14 protein-coding genes and 2 tRNA genes are annotated in these 19,617 nt (G+C 46.3%); 5 read left to right on the forward strand and 11 right to left on the reverse strand.

Annotated elements, in window-relative coordinates:
• Positions 1-4 precede the first annotated feature (4 nt).
• From ACLHG7_RS14350 to ACLHG7_RS14375, 6 genes are all read right to left on the reverse strand, one after another.
• Complete coding sequence (locus ACLHG7_RS14350) at positions 5-1,495, reverse strand: efflux transporter outer membrane subunit (protein ID WP_410211682.1); 1,491 nt, start codon at positions 1,493-1,495, stop codon at positions 5-7.
• Positions 1,495-4,590: an efflux RND transporter permease subunit gene (locus tag ACLHG7_RS14355; protein WP_410211683.1), complete on the reverse strand. Its 3,096-nt coding sequence runs from the start codon at positions 4,588-4,590 to the stop codon at positions 1,495-1,497. The genes ACLHG7_RS14350 and ACLHG7_RS14355 overlap by 1 nt, the downstream gene beginning before the upstream one ends.
• Positions 4,583-5,767 (reverse strand): efflux RND transporter periplasmic adaptor subunit, encoded by a 1,185-nt coding sequence (locus ACLHG7_RS14360; protein WP_410211684.1) that lies wholly within the window; start codon positions 5,765-5,767, stop codon positions 4,583-4,585. The genes ACLHG7_RS14355 and ACLHG7_RS14360 overlap by 8 nt, the downstream gene beginning before the upstream one ends.
• Positions 5,768-6,222: 455 nt before the next feature.
• Positions 6,223-7,233, reverse strand: a complete 1,011-nt coding sequence (locus tag ACLHG7_RS14365; protein WP_410211685.1) for a Tim44 domain-containing protein — start codon at positions 7,231-7,233, stop codon at positions 6,223-6,225.
• A gap of 237 nt (positions 7,234-7,470) precedes the next feature.
• On the reverse strand, positions 7,471-8,841 hold the full coding sequence (radA, locus tag ACLHG7_RS14370) for a DNA repair protein RadA (RefSeq protein WP_114899233.1): 1,371 nt from the start codon (positions 8,839-8,841) through the stop codon (positions 7,471-7,473).
• A gap of 184 nt (positions 8,842-9,025) precedes the next feature.
• A tRNA-Glu gene (locus ACLHG7_RS14375) sits at positions 9,026-9,101 on the reverse strand.
• Positions 9,102-9,277: 176 nt separating this feature from the next.
• On the opposite strand from ACLHG7_RS14375, the gene ACLHG7_RS14380 reads away from it, so the two are divergent.
• Entirely contained in the window at positions 9,278-10,135 is an 858-nt protein-coding gene (locus tag ACLHG7_RS14380) for an NAD(P)H-hydrate dehydratase (RefSeq protein ID WP_410211686.1), read from the forward strand.
• On the opposite strand, the gene ACLHG7_RS14385 is transcribed toward ACLHG7_RS14380, so the two are convergent.
• The 3 genes from ACLHG7_RS14385 to pyrC are packed head-to-tail and all read right to left on the reverse strand — an operon-like array spanning position 10,080 to position 13,457.
• Entirely contained in the window at positions 10,080-11,612 is a 1,533-nt protein-coding gene (locus ACLHG7_RS14385; RefSeq protein ID WP_410211687.1) for an ATP-dependent RecD-like DNA helicase, read from the reverse strand. The genes ACLHG7_RS14380 and ACLHG7_RS14385 overlap by 56 nt on opposite strands.
• A gap of 43 nt (positions 11,613-11,655) precedes the next feature.
• Positions 11,656-12,357, reverse strand: a complete 702-nt coding sequence (rnt, locus tag ACLHG7_RS14390) for a ribonuclease T (protein ID WP_410211688.1) — start codon at positions 12,355-12,357, stop codon at positions 11,656-11,658.
• Entirely contained in the window at positions 12,354-13,457 is a 1,104-nt protein-coding gene (gene pyrC / locus ACLHG7_RS14395) for a dihydroorotase (RefSeq protein WP_410211689.1), read from the reverse strand. Before pyrC ends, rnt begins: the two co-directional genes overlap by 4 nt.
• Positions 13,458-13,690: 233 nt before the next feature.
• Between pyrC and ACLHG7_RS14400 the strand changes: the two genes are divergently transcribed.
• Together ACLHG7_RS14400 and ACLHG7_RS14405 are read left to right on the forward strand one after the other, a co-directional pair.
• Positions 13,691-14,962: a GGDEF domain-containing protein gene (locus tag ACLHG7_RS14400; protein WP_410211690.1), complete on the forward strand. Its 1,272-nt coding sequence runs from the start codon at positions 13,691-13,693 to the stop codon at positions 14,960-14,962.
• Positions 14,963-15,150: 188 nt separating this feature from the next.
• Entirely contained in the window at positions 15,151-16,371 is a 1,221-nt protein-coding gene (locus ACLHG7_RS14405; RefSeq protein ID WP_410211691.1) for an argininosuccinate synthase, read from the forward strand.
• 105 nt (positions 16,372-16,476) lie between these two features.
• Here the strand turns inward: ACLHG7_RS14405 and ACLHG7_RS14410 are convergent, their stop codons facing one another.
• Together ACLHG7_RS14410 and ACLHG7_RS14415 are read right to left on the reverse strand one after the other, a co-directional pair.
• Complete coding sequence (locus tag ACLHG7_RS14410; RefSeq protein ID WP_114899226.1) at positions 16,477-16,722, reverse strand: GlsB/YeaQ/YmgE family stress response membrane protein; 246 nt, start codon at positions 16,720-16,722, stop codon at positions 16,477-16,479.
• A 309-nt stretch (positions 16,723-17,031) separates the two neighbouring features.
• A complete protein-coding gene (locus ACLHG7_RS14415) occupies positions 17,032-18,468 on the reverse strand; it encodes an aldehyde dehydrogenase family protein (RefSeq protein WP_410211692.1) in 1,437 nt (478 codons plus the stop codon).
• A gap of 200 nt (positions 18,469-18,668) precedes the next feature.
• Here ACLHG7_RS14415 and ACLHG7_RS14420 point away from each other — a divergent pair, with 200 nt between their 5' ends.
• Positions 18,669-19,166, forward strand: a complete 498-nt coding sequence (locus ACLHG7_RS14420) for a L,D-transpeptidase family protein (RefSeq protein ID WP_410211693.1) — start codon at positions 18,669-18,671, stop codon at positions 19,164-19,166.
• A 314-nt stretch (positions 19,167-19,480) separates the two neighbouring features.
• Positions 19,481-19,556: transfer RNA gene (locus ACLHG7_RS14425), tRNA-Val, on the forward strand.
• Positions 19,557-19,617 lie beyond the last annotated feature (61 nt).

Raw genomic sequence — 19,617 nt, forward strand, 5'->3', positions numbered from 1 at the left:
ATTTTCATTTTTGGACATGATTTGCAAGTGAGTCTGTACGGTTCCACCAGCCACCCCCTAACGCTTGAAATAATGCAGCAGTATCTTGGAGTTGGTTGGCTCTAGCTTGAGCCATATTCAACTGGGCTTGTTGTTCATTCTGCTCAATAACGAGTAAGGCCAAAGTGCTGATATCGCCAAATTTAAATTGCTGTCTGGCTATCCCCGCGCTACGGGTGGCCGCGGTCACCGATTTTTCGGCAGCCTGTAGACCGGTTGTATCTGCCTGAATGGCTTGGAGGACATCTGCCACATTTTGAAATGCACCAAGAACCGTTTGACGATATTGTGCCTTGGCGAGGTCGTAGGATGCCTCTGCTGCGCCCTGTTTGTGTTTGAGTGCTCCCGCGTCAAAGAGGGGCTGGGTGACACCCCCTGCAAGTGTCCAGAAGTCGGTTGCTGATTTGAACAAATCAGATAAACGACTGGCTGATGTCCCGTAGGAGCTCACGCCTAATGTGATATTGGGCAATCGGTTTGCAATCGCAACACCGATATCCGCACTGGCGGCATGCAGCCCCGCTTCTGCTGCACGAATGTCTGGGCGATGGTCAACTAAGGTTGAAGGTAGGGTCAGCGGTAGTTGCTGCGGCAATTCGAGCTGATTTAAAGTGAATTCTGCGTCAAGCGTTTCACTTGGAAACTGACCCGCCAAGGTTTCTAGCAAGTCGCGTTGAATGGCCAGTTGTTTTTGCAGTGGCGGTAGTGTTGCTTGAGCCGATGCCAATGAGGCTTCCTGTGTTACAACATCCGCCGTTGAGATTTGTCCCAGATCAAATTGGCGATGGGCCATGTCTAATAGCTTTTGTTGAGTGCCGATGATTTCATCGGTAACTCGAATTTGCTCACGCAGCATGGCCTCTAAGATCGCAGCATTAACGACGTTGCTCGTGAGGGTCAGATAGGTTGCTTCAAGTTGGAATTGCTCAGATTCCGCTTGGGCCTTCAAGGACTCAACTTGACGACGATTGACACCGAACAAGTCTAAGCTATAGGACACATTGACTTGAGCGGTATGCAAATTGTAGATATAGCTATTGGATGCCAGCGGGCTTGCGAGTACCGCTGCTGTTTTCTGACGTGTTCCCGAATAGGCTGCTCCGACAGTGGGGAAGTAAGCACTTTGTTGTGCTTCCACATTTTCTTGTGATTCGCGCAAAGCGGCCTGTGCGGCCTCAATGCTGGGATTATGCTGTAGGCTTGCTGTGACCAGATGATTCAAAGCGGGTGAGTGAAATACTTCCCACCATTGGGCGGGGATATCGCGTCCGATCAGCTGCTGCGATCCATCGCTTTGGGCGGCGTTGATTTGTTTTTCGGTATAGGAACTGGGTAGTGCTGTCGAAGGACGAACAAAATCAGGCCCTACGGCGCAGCCACTGAGCAGTTGAGAAGACAATGCTGCCGCAAGCAATGTGATGGAGTAGCCGAGGCGAGGTGAATTGTACATAACCATTAACGATTCCTCCGTAGTCTTGGCAGACTCCATTTTCTTTTCTCAAACAAATGCTCCATCGCATAATAAAATACAGGGAGAATAAAGAGAGTCAGCAATGTCGAGACGATGAGTCCTCCGACCACAACGGTAGCAAGATTGCGCTGTACATCTGTACCTACCCCCGTAGCAAGCGCTGCGGGCAGCATGCCGATAGAGGCCACTGTGGCTGTCATCAAGACAGGGCGTAGGCGTTCGGTGGCAGCAACAATAACGGACTCGTTCAAAGGCAAGCCTTCACCTTTAATCCGTCTAAAGTTAGCGACCATGATGATGCCGTTTTGCACCGAGACACCAAACAGCGCAATAAATCCAACAGCACTCGCCACGTTTAAAGTGTTACCTGTAACGTGAAGGGCAATCAAGCCACCAAGCGTTGCAAGTGGAACAATACCCAAGATGAGCAAGGCCTGACGAATCTTGCCAAATTGGAAAAAGAGCAGGGCACCCATCAAGATCAATACCAGAGCCAAAATAAATGCGAGGCGTTTTTCAGCGCGGCGCTGGCTTTCGAATTGTCCTGCCCATTCAAAGCGATAGAGAGCGGTATCGAGTTTTACTTCTTTATTAATACGCGCTTGTGCCTCTGCTAGGTATGAGGTCAGGTCACGGCCCCGGTTGTCGATACGAACCGTGATTTGTCGTTCGCCATGCTCATGAGAGATGGTGCTCTCACCAGTCTGGAGTTTGATTGTGGTGACTTGCGAGAGGGGGATCTTTGCACCTGTGGAACTATTTAACAGTAAACTACCCAGCGAAGCAGGACTGCTTTTGTTGTTTTTGGGGAAGCCAACCGTGACGTTATAGATTTTATCATCGACATACACAGGCATGATTGGCGCACTGCCTACACCTGTTTGAATGATGGCAATGATATCAGCGACATTAACACCGAATCTTGCTGAAGCAGCACGATCCACCTTGATGACGACTTGAGGGATGGGCGGTTCTTGAAATAATGAAGCAGAAGCAGTACCGCGAATCGTGTCTAAAATATCAACGACTTGGTTGCCAATTCGGCGACTTTCTTTGAGGTCTGGGCCGTAAATACGCAGCACGAGTGGGCTATGCGCACCGCCAACAGCATCGTTGACGCCATCGATGATTGGCTGACTTATACCAATATCAAATCCAGGTAGTTTTTTGAGATCAGTATTCAGTTGATTGATAAATGCTGCTTTTGTTTCTCCATTTGGCCATTCACTATAGGGTTTTAATCCGATGGGGGCTTCGATATGGGAGGGTGTCCAAGGGTCTGTGCCGTCATCATTACGCCCTAACTGAGTCACCACATAAGAGACTTCGGGATATTTGAGTAGGGTGCGGCGAAGATCCGTTGCCATCTCACTGGATTTATCGAGAGAAATACCAGAAGGAAGCTGCACTTGTAACCATAGCGCCCCTTCATCGATGTCGGGGAGAAATTCTTTTCCCGTGGTCGCGCCAAGTGCGACGACTGCAATGAGTGAAATGCCTGCAATCACATAGGTGATTGACGGGCGGGCCAGCAGAATGACCAAGATGCGTTGATAATGGCGTGTGAGCCAGATTAATGGACGATTAACAAAGACTTTACGCGGTTTGCGCAGTGCGGTAAATGCAAGTCCCGGAATCAGGGTAATGACACAGATCAATGCCCCGAGTAATGCGTAGCCGACTGTATACGCCATCGGTGTAAAAAGCTTGCCTTCTGCGCGTTCGAAAGCAAAGAGGGGGAGGTACGCGGTAATAATAATTAATGTGGCAAAAAAGATTGGTCGTCCCACATAACTGAGCGTCTCTAAAATATCTTGCTCGGTTAATTCATCATTGGGTTGCTCTTCACGCCGCTTGAGGACTGCCTCCATGACCACAATCGCGCCATCGACGATAATCCCGAAGTCGATTGCCCCAAGTGAAAAAAGATTGGCGGGCATATCGGACAGATTCATCATAATGAATACAGCAACCAACGCGGCCGGAATGGCAACCGCAGCAACAATGGCGCTGCGTGGGCTACCTAAAAAGAGAATCAGAACGATGAGCACAAGCCCCACACCTTCAATCACGGTATGAGCGACTTTATGTACTGTCAACTCCACTAAATCATCGCGATCAATATATGGGACAATTTTCACGCCCATTGGCGCAAGTTGCTTTTGCATTTCTGCGACTTTCGCGTGGACACCTTCGAGAACACGTGATGGATTTTCGGATTTCAACATCAGCACGATGCCTTCCAGTGTATCTGGATTGCGATCTTTACCTAAGATGCCTTCACGTTCTTGATGACCAAAGCTGAGTTTACCCAGATCTTTAATGAGTATTGGTGTGCCATTACTTTGTTTGACGGCGACAGTACCAAGATCATCCAGCGAGTGGATCTGACCGATGCCGCGGACCACATAGCTTTGTTCCCCGCGGGCAATGCGACCACCTCCCGCATTGGCGCTATTGCTGTTGATTGCACTGACCACATCATTCAGAACAACGCCATATTGTTGGAGCTTGATCGGGTCGAGTTCGAGTCTGAACTCCTTGGTAAATCCACCAAAGTTATTGACGTCGGCAATGCCAGAAACTTGTTTGAAGCCAGGAATCACAATCCAGCGCTGGATTTCAGATAGCTCCATCAGATTTTTTGAATCGGACTCTAAGGTGTAGCGATAAATTTCGCCTGATGGACTGGATACAGGATTCAATCCCGGCTGTACACCAGCAGGAAGTGTTACGCCAGCAATGCGTTCTAGCACACGCTGACGTACAAAGTAATTATCCGATCCGTTAAAAACCATCGTGATCAACGACAGCGCGAAGGTACTGCTTGAGCGTATAGTCACCACACCTGGTGTATTACTCAAGGCACGTTCTAGTGGGGTTGTGATCTGCTGCTCCACCTCTTCAGCGGCAAGTCCAGGGACTTGGGTCGTCACTTGAACGGTGAGATCACTGATATCAGGATAAGCCTCAACCGCCATCATTTTCCATGAATAGTAGCCGTAACATGTAACGAGAATAGCAATGACCCAAGCAAGATGACGCCTGCGAAAAAAAAGTGTAATCAGTTGGTTAATCATTCAGCAAGACTCCACCGCGAATCACAATTCGGTCACTTGCTGTGAGTCCAGACAGAATCTGCACACTATTGGCATCTTCCACACCCAGTTCTACAACACGGCGTGTATAAACACCCGGCTGTACTTCGACAAAAACGGTTGTGTCATCATTGTTCATCAACAGTGCTGATGGAGGAACGCTCAATTGTTTTTGTGCAGCGATGGCAATTTTGACCGATGCAAACATATTGGGTTTTAGTTTTCCATCGACATTTGCAAAGGAGATGCGCGCTTTCGAGCGCCGGGTATCTGCATCAAGTACGGCGCTGACAGAGTCAATCGTGCCGTGGAAAGTCTGATCAGGGTATGCCGGTAAAGTCACGTCTGCACTCAGACCTTGGCGGATATTTGCGCTAAGGTCTTCAGGAATATTTGCACTGACCCAGACGCGATCTAGATTGGAGATGGTCATCAGTGCTGCCGTACTATCATTCAAATATGCACCACTACCCACATTCAATGCAGTTATGGCACCTGAAGTGGGTGCCGTAATGGTGAGTAAAGCGGATTGACTGCCTTTGTCATGAGTGTTTGAGCCAAGTGTAGTCAAACGTGCTTGAGCTCGCTCGTATTCGGCAAGTGCTTGTACACGACCACTTTCTGCTGCTTCAATGTCCTTAGTGGCATTGGCTCCAATACTGTTGACACTCTTTGTGCGACCGAGTGCGCGATTAGCAAGATCCAGCGCATCTTTGGCTTTGATAGCGTCTGTTTGCGCCTGTGCCAGATCTGGAGAGCTGATCACGGCAAGCACTTGCCCTTTTTTAACGACATCGCCAAGTTTGACATTGAGTGCAACTAAACGTCCCGTTAGCGGAGATAATATATTCACTGTCGATGCAGGATTTGCTTCAACAACTCCTGGCACAGTAATGACATTCGAAGATGCAGCATCTGAAACCGAAGCAACCATCAGCCTAGATTGAAGCGGGGAGTCTTTGGCAACAATGATTTGATTGCCTTTATGGATGAACATGGGCTCATCGGCAGTCGCTTTGGCAGGGCTGGATGCTTTTGCATTTGGATTGACAATCCAAACAACGATCAGGATGGCGACGACAACTGAACTCAACATCAATGCTATTCTTTTAGTCATCAGTGAGTTGTAGATGCTGTGAATGAATGCTCGAATATTCATTAAGATCTCCACTACTGCTTTTACAGTAGATCAATGATTTCGATATTTTTTTGACATTCGATTAATCACGGTCAATAAATTATCAGGGTTTGGATTGCAGGCGATTTTAATCGTTCAAGATGGAGGTTCTATGGAGGGCTTGTGGTGATCATCTTTACTTGTAGATCAGATATTTAGAGCTATTTTTTTGAAAAATCTGGCTAAGAGTAGCGTTTAAATATGACAAAATTATTTCAATTAGAAAAATAAAGTAAGTATCAAAATTGCTTGGATAGCATATTTTTAAAAATGGGCTTCTTATTTGGATTCATCATGTGGGGCGTTATGGGTAGAAAGAATAAGCGGGGCCAATCAGATTGACTTGATCTTTTGTTATAAAGCTCATAAAAAAATCCTCACCAAGACATGCTTGACGAGGATTTTTGGTGGCAGTAGGTTTATGAAGGCTTCGACTATTAGCCTTGCTGAATACCAGCCACTAACCACTTGCGATCAGTGCTACCAATCGTTTGTACGAAGTGCCATGTTTCGCTGAATGGCGTAGGCGCAGAGTTGACGTCTTCACTCACTGTTCCGCTATACAAGACACTGACAACGTACTGACCATTTTCTTGAGCGCTGTCCACAATTTGAGCATTTAACTGTGGAAATTCCGCAGTGTCATGGTTGCTCGCAATGTCAGATTGCACTGCATTAAACATTTCAGGGGTGAAATAACGGCGTAGTTCTTCCAAGTTGCTAGAACTGTTCATGGTTTGCATGTGCAAGAACGTTGCTCGAGCCTGACGTAAGAACACTGCATTTTCAGTACCATCAGGCAGGGTTTGTCCGTTACTGGTGAACGGTGCAGGTGAGCCAAAACTAGCATTATTTGCGCCACCACCTACGGTTTGACCAAAAATATTGGTATTGCTACCGCTTGATGGAAACGGTTGCGGTGTTGCATTACTATTGCCAAAACCAAATGGGCTTGCTGAAGCTGGAGCGTTACTCGCCAGTGCGGGCTTTTTTGCTGCAAAACGACGATAAACAAAATAACCAACACCTGCCAAGATGATCAGCAGAAACCAAGGAAATCCGCCTTTCTTTTCAGCAGGCTGAGCTTGGTTCCAAGCACCAGAACCATTTTCGGTTTGTGCTGGTTGAGATGCCGTGGTTGCGTTGGCATTGTTGGAGTGCCCAATCATGGAACCGAGCAATGCACCACCAGCAACACCAGCGGCTACGCCACCCCAACCTGGACCTGAGCGCTGTGGAGCGGCTTGTTGTTGTGCAGGCTGCTGGTATGGTCGTACAGTGCTGCCACTGTTATTTGAGCTGCCATATGAACTTGATGAGTGGCTTGAAGAAGAACGACTCATCCCATAACTACTACCGCCACCGATACGTTTCGCCTCAGCCAATGGTGACAACGCAAGGGTCGCCATCATGAGCATTGATCCAACGGTGCGAGTATTTAATTTCATGTTAATCATTTCCTAAAAATGATGTGATATTTATTGAATACAATCTATGACTACATTGTGTAGTGCGCATGGGGGACTTGGCTTTTGCAAGCATCCCTCATACCGTTCATAAACTAACATATAATTTAAAAAATATCGTAGTGATGAAGTTGCAATTGGTATGAATTTGAAGCAGACCATTGAAAAATACATGCATATAACCCAGAGAGCCTATGCAACCCACTCTATGGGATATGTCTAATCAAATGCTGCGCTTAGCGCCTCATGTAAACGCCCCACACTGATGATTTCCATTCCATCTATCGCTTGCCTCGGTGCATTGCCTCTTGGAACGATGGCTTTTTTAAAGCCATGTTTGACAGCTTCACGTAAGCGTTCTTGACCGTTCGGCACAGGTCTGATTTCGCCGGAAAGCCCGACTTCACCGAAGACCACGAGTTCTTGTGGTAGCGCCCGACCTTTGAGGCTTGATGCGATCGCAAGGAGTACTGCCAAATCCGAGCCTGTCTCTAGAACCTTGATTCCGCCGACAACATTGACAAAGACGTCTTGTCCATTGGTATGAATACCGCCATGACGATGCATGACCGCAAGCAGCATGGCCAAGCGATTTTGATCCAACCCCAACGCCACGCGACGCGGTTGGCCCTGCGTGTCATCCACTAACGCTTGCACTTCAACGAGGAGTGGACGAGTTCCTTCGCGACTAATCATCACGATACTGCCAGGAATTGCTTCATCGTAGCGACTCAAGAATATGGCGGAAGGGTTAGCGACTTCACGTAGACCGCGATCGGTCATGGCAAAGACGCCCAGTTCATTGACCGCGCCAAAACGATTTTTGATTGCACGAATCATCCGAAAACGCGAATCCGATTCGCCTTCGAAATAAAGAACGCAATCAACCATATGTTCAAGCACTCGGGGCCCGGCTAATGCACCTTCTTTAGTCACGTGACCGACGAGGAATAGGGCTGTGCCTGTTTGCTTAGCATAGCGAGTAAGAATGGCCGCAGACTCACGAATCTGGGCCACACCGCCCGGTGCGGATTGCAGGGTTTCGGTAAAAAGAGTTTGGATGGAGTCCAACACTGCAACGGCTGGTTTTTCTGCGGTTAAGGTCGCACAGATCGTTTCAACGGATGTTTCTGCCATCACTTTGAGTTGATCAGTTGGAAGCTCTAACCGTTTGGCACGCATGGCGACTTGAGATAAAGACTCTTCACCTGTGACATAGAGCGCTTTTTCACCTTGCGCCATATGTGTGGCTGTCTGGAGAAGGATGGTTGATTTCCCAATTCCGGGATCACCGCCGATGAGCACCACTGAGCCATTCACAACACCGCCACCCAGCACACGATCAAACTCGCTGATGCCTGTCGTCAATCGTGATTCACGACTTACGGTAATTTGATCTAGACGTGTCACCGTTGCTGCCTGTCCAGCATAGCCCCCATTATTCATGCTTTTCGCACGGTGGGTTGTGGTGGGTTCAGGTCGGGCCTCAACTAAACAATTCCACTCTCCGCAATCACTGCATTGCCCAGACCATTTGGGATGGCTGGTTCCACAGTGTTGGCAGATGTAGATGGTTTTTACTTTGCTCATGTTGAACTCATTGGGAGTGATCGAAAATACAGCAGCATGGCTTTCATTTAAAAATATTAAAAAGAGCTGTTCTTTATGATGGTGGTTTTAGGCCATAAAAAAAAGCCTATCAGCTAAACTGATAGGCTTTTTTTCTGATTTTAAATCGTGCATTGATACTGCCGATTTAAACATCACTCGAATTTGGCGTCCCCACGGGGATTCGAACCCCGGTACTCACCGTGAAAGGGTGATGTCCTAGGCCTCTAGACGATGGGGACTAAAGGCAATGCATGCAACAGGCGCGTATTTTAGAGAAATACAGGGGGAAGTCAAGAGAATGCTGATCAGGATATGAACGTTTAATGAAATTAACTTAAAATAATTGAATTTTGCTTAATTTAAAAGCAGTTATACTCAAATTTTGATGCTCTAAGTTTAAGCAAGGAAATGACGAATGGCTCGGCGCAATGTCAATACACAGATACTGAAGCAGATTATTAGAATGCCTGATAGTCATAAAGGCAGTCACGGCAGTGTCGCGGTGGTAGGTGGGAACATCGGTATGCTGGGCGCTGCGCTACTCAGTGGACGCGCTGCATTTGCCGCAGGCGCAGGGAAGGTTTGGTTAAATGTGGTCGATCAGCGACTTGCTGTTGATCCTTTTGCACCAGAGTTGATGATTCGATCCCATAATGGAGATTTAGCACAAGCGACTGCTTTAGCTGTAGGTCCAGGATTAGGTGCAGATACTGTTGCTCATACTGCACTTGAGCGCTGCTTTGTGCAAAGTCATATTCCGACCGTGTTTGATGCCGATGCTCTAAATATGATGTCACGGACTGATAGCTATCGTAATCAGCTACACAATCGGACATCTATGGCTATTTTAACGCCTCACCCAGCAGAAGCAGGGCGGCTGCTAGGGTGTGATGTGGCAGATATTCAAGACAATCGTTTGCAAGCCGCTGAAAGAATTTCCCAGCATTATCACAGTATTGTTGTGTTGAAAGGTGATCAGAGCGTCGTTTTTCATCCCAGCGGTGAGTATGTTGTCAATTCCAGTGGCGGGCCAGCATTGGCTGTTGCAGGGCAGGGTGATGTCTTGACCGGCGTGATTGCAGCACTATTGGGTCAAGGTATTGATAGTTTTGAAGCGGCAAGCTTAGGCGCCTATATTCACGGACTCGCGGGTGATTTATATGCCGAGCAAGCGCAAGGGGATATCGGACTAACTGCGAGCGCAATGCCGAAGTTGGTTAGTCAGGTAATGAATCGTCTTTTGCGGGCGTTGGTTTCTTCGCCTGTTCTTTGATCTTGTCCAGCATGGTTTCCGCAGGGAGCTTGTGAATTACCGCGCGTAAGTGCTGGTAAAAGTCTTTGGATTCCTGATCTACCATGATGTCTGCTTCGGTCAAGGGTCTGGCGAGTGAGAGACCCTCAAGTGTGCGGCAGCGACTTAAGGCAACGTAAGTTTGCCCTGTTTCAAAGGCACCAGCACCGAGATTCAAGTGCACTTTTTCAAGCGTACGCCCTTGGCTTTTATGCACGGTCATGGCCCAAGCCAAGACCAATGGAAACTGGATATAGCTTCCAGTTTCATAGCGTTCAATTTCCTCGTCGATCATACCCCAGCGGTATTGATATTCTTGCCATTCATCGCGTTCGACTTCTACGGTTTGCTTGGAAACAGACATGACGACTGTAATTTTATCTGCGGTCATCTTTTTAACCGTGCCGACAGAACCATTGATCCAGCGTCGATTCAGGTCGTTCTTGGTGAACATGACTTGCGCACCGATCTTTAAAACCAGCTCCATCGGCGAGGGCAGTCGATCCGCTTTAAACTGACCCGTGAGTTGGCCCGTATAACTTTGCACGGAGGCATCCAATTTACTCAGTTCGCGATGATTACGCGTATCGACTTCGGCGTTACGTGGAGAAAGCCAAACAGCATCTATAGGCGGAGTATCGGTAATGGTACATCCTGCATTCAGCAGTGAGAGAGACTGTTTAAGGTCAACTCCCTCACGAATTTTGGTGAGAATATTGACGAATGCCTGATCCGATTGGCGAAATGTTTTTTTGAGTTCAACGGCGTAATATGGTGTATTGCGTAGACAGCGGGCTTTAAAGAATTTGGCTGAGCCATAAATGCGATCAAATAATGGTTTTGAAGACTCGCTAACGACAGGTGGGAGTTGGAAGAGATCACCGACCATGATCACGGTCATTCCTCCAAATGCACTATTGCCATCACGATTTTGCCTTAAAAAAGCACTGACGCCGTCTAGTAGGTTTGCCGTGACCATCGAGATCTCATCGATAATCAGTAGCTTGGCTTCTTTGATGTCGGTACGGTGAGGTGTGCTTTTGATGTCCTTCTTGACGATCCAAGCCGGAGGCAGTTGGCAAAGTGAATGCAGTGTTTTGCCATCAATATTAATGGCCGCCATCGCTGTTGGAGCACTGAGCAGAGCAGAACCGCGAAATTGCTTCATCAGCCATTTAATAAAGGTACTTTTGCCTGTACCCGCACCGCCAGTAACAAAGATCAGCGGAAAGTTTCGATCTATTAGCTGCTTGATCAGCAGGTATTCAGGCAGCACATCAATCTTTGATAGATCCGAGGATTGAAGATGCTCTTTGATCGGCATTGCAATATCTTTGCTGTAGCGAAATTCATCAAGATTGAGGTCGTCTATACCGTCATGCGAGTCGTGAAGATCTAATAGCTGGTTAAAAACAAAACCAGCTTCAGCAGTCAGCGCCATCAGAGATTCAGGTTTCATACGCGGCTAAAATAGTCCACTATGAATACGTGCTGGATATGGATTATTCCGATTCATCATTCGCATTTTCTTCAGTGCCTTCTGCGGCACCCATCACTTGCATGACTGGCCAAGCATTGACAATTTTACAAAATAGCTCAGCGGTCTTTTGGGTGTCGTACAGAGCCGCATGGGCTTCGCCATTGCTAAATGGAATGCCAGCAGCCTGACAGGCACGTGCCAAAACGGTTTGACCATAGGCTGCTGCTGCAAGAGTTACGGTATCAAAGACCGAGAAACTATGAAAAGGTGTTTGATTCTTGGTATGGGTACGCGCCACCGCAGCTTGTAAAAATCCAAGGTCAAAATGGGCATTATGCCCCACCAAAACGCAATGATTACAACCTTGCTCACGGCGTGTCTTTTCTAGGGACTTGAAAATTCGCAATAAAGCCGGCTTTTCTTCTTCGGCCATGCGAAAAGGGTTGAAGGGGTCAATGCCGATGAAATCGAGTGAGCGCTGATCAAGCTTGGAACCTTCAAACGGTTTAATGTGCGCATGAACGGCTTCACCGGGAACGAGCTGGTGATTTTCATCAAAGAGAATTGGGATACATGCGATTTCAAGCAGTGCATTGGTTTTAGAGTCCATGCCCGCCGTCTCAACATCGACCACAACAGGTAGGAATCCTCTAAAACGCTGTCCAATGATCGGACGTGTTTTGCTTGGAGCCGTATCATTATTTGATTGTATTAAATCACTCATGAGCTGAATCCATGCGTTGCGTCTTGTTGGATCGACCATGTGAGTGTTTCACCGGCGAGGAGTGGAACCAGTTTTTGATCCCCGAAGTATGCAAAGGATTCAGGAACAATTTGTTCATTTTTTACCAAGGTGATTGTGCGTGTATTGCGTGGTAAGCCATAAAAGTCTGCGCCAAAAAAGCTGGCAAATCCTTCTAATTTATCCAGTTTTCCAGCCTGTTCAAATGCTTCCGCATACAGTTCAATGGCAAAAGGTGCTGTGTAACAACCAGCACAGCCACAAGCATTTTCTTTTTTGTCCTGAGCGTGTGGTGCACTATCTGTGCCTAAGAAAAACTTAGGGTTACCACTTGTCGCCACTTCGATCAAAGCCGCTTGGTGACTTTGACGTTTTAGGATTGGCAAGCAATAAAAATGCGGACGAATGCCGCCAACCAGCATGTGGTTACGATTAAACAGTAGATGTTGAGGGGTGATCGTTGCCCCAACATTGGCGCCTTGTGCTTGTACAAAAGCAGCGGCATCGCCCGTTGTAATATGTTCAAGGACGAGTCTTAAGCGTGGGAAGCGCTGAAGAAGTGGCTCAAGCACTTCATCGAGAAAGCGCTTTTCACGATCAAAAATATCAACATGATTATGGGTCACTTCACCATGCAGAAGGAACGGCACGCCATGTTCTTCCATTTGAGCAATCACGTCATACACTTTGGATAGGTCGCTGACACCAGAGTGCGAGTTAGTCGTTGCACCTGCCGGGTAGAGTTTGACCGCTTGTACATGGCTTGAGTTTTTGAGTTTTAGAATTTCAGCAGGATCAGTATGATCTGTCAGATAGAGCACCATGCGAGGATCAAATGCAGCCTCTGCACCATGGGCTGTAGGCACAGGCACATGCTCCATGATACGCGCGCGATACGCCTCAGCTTCTTCGACTGTTTTGACAGGAGGGACGAGATTCGGCATACAGATCACACGATTAAACGTTTTTGCAATATCGGGCACAGTGCGTTCGAGTGCCAATCCATCCCGTAAATGAATATGCCAGTCGTCTGGTTGAGTAATCGTTAGCGTTGTTTGATTGGCAGTGCGGGGTGTTGTCACGGGTGAAAATACTCATAAAACTTTTGTGTCATGATAGTCGAAATAGCGCTGTAAAACACGGCAAAATCGATGCGTTAACTTTAAGATATTCATTTGCTACTAAAAAAAACAAGTAATTTGATGGCGCAAGGCCATCAAATATTCTATCGGTAGGGCGTTTTTTTTGTTAATGTGTGAACAAGGAAATATGAAAAATTGATTTATAAGGATTCAGTTCTTTAGATGAGACGGACTTGAAAAATAAACCACCCGCCACGCCAATACCTAAAGAAGATGTACTGATACGCGAATTGCTATCAGGTCAACGTTTTCTCATGCGTTCATTTCAGCCTGAAATGGAGTCTGCATTCTGGCGTACACTTGCCGAACGTTCGACAAGTATGATCAATGGCTTTATTTTTCCCGGTGCAATTGTTTATCTCATTTTAGGGGTGCTCAACCTTCCAATCGTTTACTACTTCAGTTGGAGTTATTTTAGGACGCAGGATTTATACAACCTCGCCTATATGTATGCGATTGGCATCTTGTGTTTAGGGACACTCCCTGCGCTTTTGAAGCGATCTTTTTTTCATCAGTATTTTTACGCCATCATGGGCACCATTTCTTTCTTTGGTGTGCTCTCAACGTCATATTTTTCTTTACAGTTTAAAACGCCGTGGGTTTCTCAAGCCGCGACCTATGATGTGGTTCTTGTTTATATTTTGGTCTATTTCATCATTGGGATGAAACCGCGCTTTATCTTTGCCGTGGGGCTATCTGCTGGGCTGTTGGCGTTGGCGATTGCTTATTTCCGAACTGCAAATTTTGACTTTATCTGGTATTCCAACGAAGAGTTGGTACGTTATGTCTACTATGTCGGGTTGATTAATTTAGTCGGATTAGTTGTCAGTACTGTAAATATTGCTAAAGAGCGTGTCAGCTTTCTTCAGTCGCGCTTGCTCGAGTTAGATAAACTGCAAGCAGAGGATATGAGTGATAAGTTGACGCGTTTATCACGCGAAGACCCCGTCACAGGACTTGCAAATCGCCGATATTTTAATGAAAGGATGGATGAGGAGTGGGAGCGGGCACAGCGCTCTGGAGAGCCACTGTCTGTATTGTTCATTGATATTGATCATTTCAAGACCTATAACGACACCTATGGTCATCTACAGGGTGACGAAGCGTTGCATCAAGTTGCACAGACGTTGAAGTTATTTTTGCATCGCAGTACAGACTTAGCGGCGCGTTATGGCGGCGAAGAATTTTTAGTGCTGTTACCCAATACGCCTGTCGCAGGTGCAAAAACTGTTGCTGATAAAGTGCTTGCAGCGGTTGATGCACTCAACATTGAACATAAAAAATCTAAAACTGCAAAATTTGTGACCGTCAGTATCGGTGTATCGACCTGTACCTTTGTGGATTCAGACGTGACTATTGCTGAATTAATCAATCAAGCCGATGAGGCGGTTTATAAAGCCAAAGCCGACGGTCGTCACAGGGTTCGTGAATATCATCGAATGTAACGCTTCGCTTTATACAATATTCTTCTCCATCATGTGATTTAAGCGCTTTGGATGTGCTGCGCGGCATGTTGGTTTCATGTAGAATGCGTCGATTCTGAATTTGATACTAGAGTAGGGCTTTCTTATACATTGGGATAGTCTGCTCATCGTGCTGTTTAAATTTTCTAATGCATACTGGAACATTATTCATGGCGGAAAAACGCAAAGTCGTACTGGCCTATTCGGGCGGTTTGGATACTTCAGTCATTCTGACATGGCTGCAAGAGAAATATGATGCGGAAGTGATTACGTTTACCGCAGATATCGGGCAGGGTGAAGAAGTTGAACCTGCTCGTGCAAAAGCGCAGCAAATGGGTGTGAAATCGATTCACATTGAAGATTTGCGTGAAGAATTTGCACGCGATTATGTGTTTCCCATGTTCCGTGCCAACGCCATTTATGAAGGTGAATACCTACTGGGCACATCGATTGCGCGTCCTTTGATTGCCAAGCGTCTGGTTGAGATTGCAAAAGAACATGGTGCTGAATACATCAGCCATGGCGCAACTGGGAAAGGTAATGATCAAGTGCGCTTTGAATTAGGCGCTTTTGCCCTTGCGCCAAATCTCAAGACCATCGCGCCTTGGCGCGAATGGGATCTGACGTCTCGTGAAACGCTGATGGCCTATGCAAAAGAGCGCAACATTCCGATTGATTTTGCAAAATCAGGCAAAAAATCACCTTATTCTATGGATGCTAATCTTCTGCATATTTCCTATGAAGGCGGCGGCTTAGAAGATCCATACTGGGAACCAGAAGAAGATATCTGGCGCTGGACGGTGAGCCCTGAGAAGGCACCTGATGCACCGCAATATGTTGAACTCAGTTATCAAGCGGGTGATATCGTTGCGATTGATGGTGTTGCTATGACGCCTGCAGAAGTGATGATTAAGTTGAATGAACTTGGCGGTAAGCATGGTATTGGTCGACTGGATCTGGTTGAAAACCGCTATGTGGGTATGAAGTCACGCGGTTGCTATGAGACCCCAGCGGGCACCATCATGCTGCGAGCGCATCGTGCGATTGAGTCCATTACACTGGATCGAGAAGTTGCTCACCTAAAAGATGAATTGATGCCACGTTATGCAAGCCTAGTTTATAACGGCTATTGGTGGAGCCCAGAGCGTAAAATGCTACAGGTGATGATTGATGAGTCACAAGCACCGGTTAATGGTGTGGTACGTGTAAAACTGTACAAAGGCAACGTCATTGTTGCTGGCCGTAAGTCTGATAATTCATTATTTGATGCCAATATTGCGACATTTGAAGATGATCGCGGCGCTTATAACCAAAAAGATGCTGAAGGATTTATCCGTTTAAATGGTTTACGTCTACGTATCGCAGCAAGCAAAGGTCGAAAAATGGATTAATCCATTTGGCGTCTGACAAAAAAAGCGAACCTCTGGGTTCGCTTTTTTGCTTTTAAACTTGGTGCATTTGAGAGTCACACGTTTGAATGTGATCTTAAGTCTTTGTTAGGCTCGCTTGATCAATCGCAGTATGAAGATCAAAATGATCGCTCCTATCGTTGCGACGATGATGCTACCAATTGTACCGCCACCAGCGGAAACACCCAGTTTGGTGAATATAAAGCCACCGATGAATGCGCCGAGCACACCAACGATCATATCGCCGATAATACCAAAACCGCCGCCTTTAACCAGTAAGCCTGCTAGCCAACCCGCGACTAGACCAATCAATAAGAACCAGAGAAAGCTCATAAGATATTCCTTTTATAAAGTGGATCGTGTCGTTTCGAATCGAAATGCACTGTTTCCAATCATTCTTTGCTCAGTCAGCATTCATATTTCTTCTAGCTGAGCATCTTTGATGATGTGTATTTGGCTGTTCAAATCATATAAAAATAAATATTTTTAATGTTTTACCAGCCTCCTGTATTAATCATGAGGTTGGTGTTGATGAAAAAACACCCGAGTTTGCGGAGAGTTCCGTAACAATTCGTGAGTTTTGGGGCGGGAGTGTAAAAAAACCTCCAAATATGGAGGCTTGTTTTTGTTAAATTTTTGCTATTAGACTGTTTTAATGAAGAGTGCAATCAGTTTGCGTGTCAATTCGGTGTAGGGCGGGAAGAACATTTTTGCCAGCATCAGCCAGTTACGCACAATCGCACGCTCATGAGAGAAGGCAAGGAAACCATGATAACCATGCGCACTGCCGATTCCGGAGTTATTTACGCCCCCAAATGGCAGGTTGCCATGTAGGAATTGAACCACGCTATGATTGACGCAGGCACCGCCAGACGATGTTTGCTGCAAAACTTTACGAATATTGTCGTTATTCTTGCTCCAGACATAAAGCGCTAGAGGTTTGGGGTCTGCGTTGATCTTGGCAATGACGTTGTCGAGTTGATCAAAACCAATAATAGGGAGCAGAGGGCCAAAAATCTCTTCGCGCATAATATCAGCCTCTTGTGGGATACTATCCAATATGGTTGGTGAGATATAACGCTGTGTTTCATCGATTTGACCACCTGTGACCACTTTAGCACCGCGTGTGACGGCATCATCGAGTAGATGTTTGACACGGCTCACATGACGATCATTGACGATGCGGGCAAGATCGGGACTTTGAATCTGGAGTGTGTTTTTGCCATAAGTCTTTTCTAAGGTGGCGACACAATGCTCTAAAAATTTATCTTTGACCTTGTTGTGGACGTAGATATGATCTGGCGCAATACAGGTTTGACCATTGTTAGTGTATTTTGCCCATAAGGTATTTTGAGCAGCTACAGCTAAATCTGCACTTTCATCAATGATCGTTGGTGATTTGCCGCCTAGTTCGAGTGTGACGCTGGTAAGGTTTTTTGCAGCAGCAGCCATGACAATTTTGCCAACGGTTGGTGAGCCTGTGAAAAAAATATGATCAAAGGGGAGCTCAAGCAACGCTTGTGCAACGCTGGCATCGCCTTCAAAGACCACGATTTCACTGGGATCAAATGTTTGCTTGATAATCTGAGTAATCACACTCGACAAGTGTGGAGTCATTTCGGATGTTTTAATGATCGCGGTATTACCCGCTGCAATCGCAGAAACTAGAGGACCCAGAGTCAGGTTCACAGGATAGTTCCATGGCGATATGATGAGGACACGTCCTTTAGGCTCATATTGGGTATAACCGGTAGTACCGACCATCATCCGTGACGGCCAAACCTTTTTGGGTTTCATCCAGCGACCTAATTTACGAATGGCATCATTGGCTTCGGCGACGACAGGCAGTATCTCAGTCAGTTCAACTTCGGTAGCAGGCTTACCAAAGTCTGCAAAACCAGCAGCAATGATTTCTTGCTGATGAGTTAGCAGCGCGGCTTTTAATGCTTTGATCTTCTCAATGCGCTCAGCCTTAGTTGATTGGCGTAAGCGAATCGCTGTTGCTGCTTGAGCTGCAAAAGCGTGTTGGACAGTTGTTGTATCGACCTGTAGCGGCTCTTGTGAAAATGGGCTGTTCATGGCTATCCTTGTGCCTCTTCATATTTAATATACCTATCAGTATAGCTGTTCACGATCAGTATGATGAAGACATTTGTTGAGAATATTTAATTCTTAAAAGTATGTATCTCATAGGGGGGGATCCTGTCACATTAATGAAAAGAAGTAAGGTGTATCCCTATTTTTAATCCAGTTACTCATTGAGTCCTAAAGAGCGTTCTATGCATCACATTGAGATTGATATCACTCGGCAAACATTGACTTTTTTTGGAGATGAGCAAGCACTGGTTTATTCCGTTTCCACAGCATTAAATGGTGTGGGGGAAATTGAAGGCAGTGAAAGAACACCCAGAGGCGCGCATGTGATTAGTGAAAAAATCGGGGGGGATTTGCCAGTAAATGCTGTACTGCGGGGTCGGCAATTTACAGGTGAGATTTATGATTCGTTACTTGCAGAAGCTTACCCTAATCGGGATTGGATATTAACGAGAATTCTTTGGTTGACAGGACGTGAGCCGGGGTTTAATCACGGCGTGAATGATGAAGGAGTTAATGTGGACTCTCATCAGCGCTATATCTATATTCATGGTACTCCTGACAGTGAACCTATGGGTGTCGCTAAGTCACATGGTTGTATTCGGATGCATAATCATGACCTCATCGATTTATTTGCGCGAGTCGAAGAGGGGGTCACCGTCAATATTGTGGAGTCGCGTTAAGTGGTGAAGAAATGCACCAGTTTGATAGTGTAAGTGACATCATCAGAAGGTTATAAAAGTCTGTGTATACCGAGTGGTCAATATTTAACCTTAAAATGGTCATATTTTTTTAAAAACCAAAGTTTAAATAAAATGCATATAAAACAGACGATTGTATGTTTAATCATTCATTTGAATGCGGAGTTGTACGGCTTTTGAACAGTCAGGCGTCTTTTTAGGAAAAAGCTTTTAAAACCGTTGACACAGTCTAAGAACTCTCTATAATGCACCCCACGTTGAACGAACACAGAAACACAAACAACGTAAGCAATATTGGGCGTTTAGCTCAGTTGGTAGAGCAGCGCCCTTACAAGGCGCGGGTCGGCGGTTCGAGCCCGTCAACGCCCACCAATATTGCCCTAGTTTGTGATATCAGTAACGTTTAGCTAGACCTAGCAGCGGTAGTTCAGTT

It is taken from the genome of Aquirhabdus sp., from assembly GCF_046462495.1.
Classification (GTDB): Bacteria; Pseudomonadota; Gammaproteobacteria; order Pseudomonadales; family Moraxellaceae; genus Aquirhabdus.

Coding starts and splice junctions, on each gene's coding strand:
- ACLHG7_RS14380 (WP_410211686.1), top strand. CDS start 9,278: ATGGCTCGGCGCAATGTCAATACACAGATACTGAAGCAGATTATTAGA.
- ACLHG7_RS14410 (WP_114899226.1), bottom strand. CDS start 16,722: ATGAGCTTTCTCTGGTTCTTATTGATTGGTCTAGTCGCGGGTTGGCTA.
- ACLHG7_RS14350 (WP_410211682.1), bottom strand. CDS start 1,495: ATGGTTATGTACAATTCACCTCGCCTCGGCTACTCCATCACATTGCTT.
- ACLHG7_RS14420 (WP_410211693.1), top strand. CDS start 18,669: ATGCATCACATTGAGATTGATATCACTCGGCAAACATTGACTTTTTTT.
- ACLHG7_RS14360 (WP_410211684.1), bottom strand. CDS start 5,767: ATGAATATTCGAGCATTCATTCACAGCATCTACAACTCACTGATGACT.
- ACLHG7_RS14405 (WP_410211691.1), top strand. CDS start 15,151: ATGGCGGAAAAACGCAAAGTCGTACTGGCCTATTCGGGCGGTTTGGAT.
- rnt (WP_410211688.1), bottom strand. CDS start 12,357: ATGAGTGATTTAATACAATCAAATAATGATACGGCTCCAAGCAAAACA.
- ACLHG7_RS14415 (WP_410211692.1), bottom strand. CDS start 18,468: ATGAACAGCCCATTTTCACAAGAGCCGCTACAGGTCGATACAACAACT.
- ACLHG7_RS14385 (WP_410211687.1), bottom strand. CDS start 11,612: ATGAAACCTGAATCTCTGATGGCGCTGACTGCTGAAGCTGGTTTTGTT.
- radA (WP_114899233.1), bottom strand. CDS start 8,841: ATGAGCAAAGTAAAAACCATCTACATCTGCCAACACTGTGGAACCAGC.
- ACLHG7_RS14365 (WP_410211685.1), bottom strand. CDS start 7,233: ATGAAATTAAATACTCGCACCGTTGGATCAATGCTCATGATGGCGACC.
- ACLHG7_RS14355 (WP_410211683.1), bottom strand. CDS start 4,590: ATGATTAACCAACTGATTACACTTTTTTTTCGCAGGCGTCATCTTGCT.